Annotated in this window: 5 protein-coding genes; 2 read left to right on the top strand and 3 right to left on the bottom strand. The window is 36.5% G+C overall.

Annotation, left to right across the window (positions count from 1 at the left end; genetic code table 11):
• Positions 1-158: 158 nt before the first annotated feature.
• On the bottom strand, positions 159-605 hold the full coding sequence (gene ssb / locus ACFILT_RS00900) for a single-stranded DNA-binding protein (RefSeq protein ID WP_375679443.1): 447 nt from the start codon (positions 603-605) through the stop codon (positions 159-161).
• Positions 606-799: 194 nt separating this feature from the next.
• On the opposite strand from ssb, the gene ACFILT_RS00905 reads away from it, so the two are divergent.
• Both ACFILT_RS00905 and ACFILT_RS00910 read left to right on the top strand, forming a co-directional pair.
• Positions 800-1,099, top strand: a complete 300-nt coding sequence (locus ACFILT_RS00905) for a BrnT family toxin (protein ID WP_006925654.1) — start codon at positions 800-802, stop codon at positions 1,097-1,099.
• Positions 1,077-1,382 carry a BrnA antitoxin family protein gene (locus tag ACFILT_RS00910; RefSeq protein ID WP_375619015.1) on the top strand — a complete coding sequence of 102 codons (306 nt, stop codon included), beginning with the start codon at positions 1,077-1,079 and terminating at the stop codon, positions 1,380-1,382. The genes ACFILT_RS00905 and ACFILT_RS00910 overlap by 23 nt, the downstream gene beginning before the upstream one ends.
• Positions 1,383-1,428: 46 nt before the next feature.
• Here the strand turns inward: ACFILT_RS00910 and ACFILT_RS00915 are convergent, their stop codons facing one another.
• Together ACFILT_RS00915 and ACFILT_RS00920 are read right to left on the bottom strand one after the other, a co-directional pair.
• Complete coding sequence (locus tag ACFILT_RS00915) at positions 1,429-1,974, bottom strand: antA/AntB antirepressor family protein (protein ID WP_375679444.1); 546 nt, start codon at positions 1,972-1,974, stop codon at positions 1,429-1,431.
• 488 nt (positions 1,975-2,462) lie between these two features.
• The gene (locus tag ACFILT_RS00920; protein ID WP_375679445.1) at positions 2,463-2,789 is read right to left on the bottom strand and encodes a hypothetical protein; all 327 of its coding nucleotides are present in this window, start codon (positions 2,787-2,789) and stop codon (positions 2,463-2,465) included.
• Positions 2,790-2,935: the final 146 nt, after the last annotated feature.

Consider the following 2,935-nt stretch of genomic DNA (forward strand, 5'->3'; position numbering starts at 1 on the left):
ACCAAATCGCTTGGCACGCATTTCAATTGCCAATTTATCAATCGGTTCACGCGGTATTTTTGCTCGCGAGATACGACCATTTGGTTCTCTGATACATCCTTTAATCCGAGGACGACCACGTTTTGCACGTTTTTTTCTTTTTGTCATATTTTTTTCAATCAGAATGGTATGCTATCATTATTAATGAGTGCACTATGATCAGCAGCCCCTGAAGCGATAGCATAATTTTGAGAAGTAACGGATGAAGGGGAAGATTGCTCTTTCTTTGCATCAAGCAAATACAACTCGCCTTTGAATTGTGGTAAAACAATCTCTGTTGTGTAACGGTCATGCCCATTTTTATCTTGCCATTTGCGTGTTTGTAATTTGCCTTCTACGTAAACCTTTGAACCTTTGTTTAGATATTGAAGTGCAATTTTTGCCAAATGTGGATTAAAAACTACAATGGAGTGCCATTCCGTTTTATCTACTTTCTGATTGGTCTTTTTATCAGTATAGCTTTCAGAAGTTGCTATACGAAAATTGACTACTTCTGTTCCAGAATTCATTGTTTTGCTTTCGGGATTAGCACCTAAATGCCCGATTAACGTCACTTTGTTTAGCATGTTTTTTCTTACCTTAAACTTGTACTTTAATACATAGAAAATCTTAGCATGATTTGCTTATTTTTTTAATTATTTCAAAAGGATATTATTGATTATTAACATATAAAATTATATTTAATATGCAAAAAAACATAAATAGTTCAGTGTTCATTTAAAACTCTTGAAATACATACATAAATGTATTAACATAAGATATGAAAATAAGATTTGAATGGGATGAAACTAAAGCAAAAAGTAATCTTAGAAAGCACCGTGTCAGTTTTGAAATTGCTGCTCGTGTTTTTGCAGACCCGTTCGCCATGGTTAAACAAGACCGTATTGAAAACGGAGAATATCGTTGGCAAACTTTGGGTCTTGTGGATGGTTTTTTACTGCTGCTCGTGGCGCATACTGTCCATGATGATAAAGATGGTATAGAAGTAATCCGTATTATTTCAGCGCGGCGAGCTAACTCGAAAGAAAGGAAACGTTATGAAGAAGAAAGTTCTTTATGAAATTGATGTAGGTAACTTATCACCTTTGACAGATAAACAAAGAGTTGAAATTAAAAAACTGGCTGTAATGCCGGATAGCACAATTGATCATAGTGATATTCCACCACTAGATGATGCATTCTGGAAAAATGCAGTGCGCAATCCATTCTATAAACCAAAGAAAACTGTCACAACAGTGCGTGTGGATTCAGACGTATTAGCATGGCTTAAGAGTCAAGGAAAAGGCTACCAGACGCGGATTAACGCCATTTTACGTGATGCTATGCTTCGTTCAATGCGTTGACCTCTCCTTCCTCTAAAAAGCAAGGAAAGAGAGTTATATTAAAAAACTAAGCAGCTTTAACAGATTTTTCTAAAACCTGTTTTGCTTCTTCAATGAGTGTTTTATACTGTTTGCTTTCTTCTACCAATGTAAAGGCTTTAACAAGATGCATATGAAGAGGACCATAAATGTAAACAGCCTTTTTAGTTGGAGACATTTTATCCCAATCCTTTGGGAAATCAAAGCGTGTATCACGGTCACAATCAACAGATTGGTTTCTTAGTTTCTTTTCACATTCAATAAAATAACGGCGTGCTTGACGTCCTTTCTCATTGCGTTCAACCATTGAGAGCTCTTTTGCCATGTCTAGAGTGAGATGATATTCTATTGCTGTAACAGCTCTAGATTTTGCGCTTCCCAATTTTGGGAACCGCAAATCTTGTGTTTTTATGAAGTCTTTACCTTCTTCAAATGTATATTGATTAATACGATCCGTAATCCAAGTAGCGAAACGTTTTCCTATTTCCATGAATGCGTGTAACTCACGCGCATTGACCGTTTGCACAATTTCTTGTTCAATAATTTTTTCTGATATTTTAATTAGAGTGTTCATCTTATTAGTCCTTTGTTTTATAAGTTAAAGTATCCAGGGCTAAAACAACCGAACTAATACAGCCCTTCGTATCTTTAGGTTACCCTTGGACATACACACGAAGACCCTGGACAAAAATTCTCATGATGGGCAACAGATCTTTCGGGATACTGTTGAACCGATTAGTTACGAGGTGTTTTAAGCCTGCCAATCAGACTATAGCTGTTCACAGAAACTGTCAATTATTTTTTGAAAAATCCTAAAAGTATTGACATCCAAAGAGGATGCCGGGTGCTAGAAAACACGGCGTACAGCCCGTCGTTATGCCTTCCCCAAAAGGGTATTGTATAGCATAACCACACCCGACAAAATCATTATATGCGTGTAACATACAATGAGTCAAAGTTTTTAATTGGCGGTGAAAAGACTGTTTCGGCAATCTATCCGCTGTACATTTAAGGTGTTTTCTAGGCACCTGATTCGACAATAGACATAATGTTGCCATATTGTCAAGCAACTTCCGATAACTTTTTAATCTCTCTATTGATCTCGTCTATAAGAGGTTCGTAATTGAGAACGCTTTTCGGAATATTCCCACCATAAACCCATGCTTTTACTTGCGCTTTGGTACTAAAATCTGCCTTTTCTGGTACGGTGTAGTACTGACCACCGTCAAACTTTTCACACTCTCTTGTACCGTCTTCATATTCGTAGAGGTTGTAAAAATACTCCTCTGCTCCATCTCCCCAAGGAACATAACCAACAGCTGTTGCAATAAACTCTTTTTGCATTGGTTGTTTACGTTTTTTTAAGAACAGGTCTTTTAATATTCTCATGTTTTTAGTCCATAATTTTACCAATAGGTTAATTTACCTCAAATTTGACCGTACAGAGCGTTTTATATTACTGGTGTGTTTTCATCATAAAATCTTTAAATCGCGTTGTACGGTACCTTTTTGACGATTTAAATGCATGTCTAATC

Source organism: Bartonella sp. AP7XZML (assembly GCF_042195745.1).
Classification (GTDB): domain Bacteria; phylum Pseudomonadota; class Alphaproteobacteria; order Rhizobiales; family Rhizobiaceae; genus Bartonella.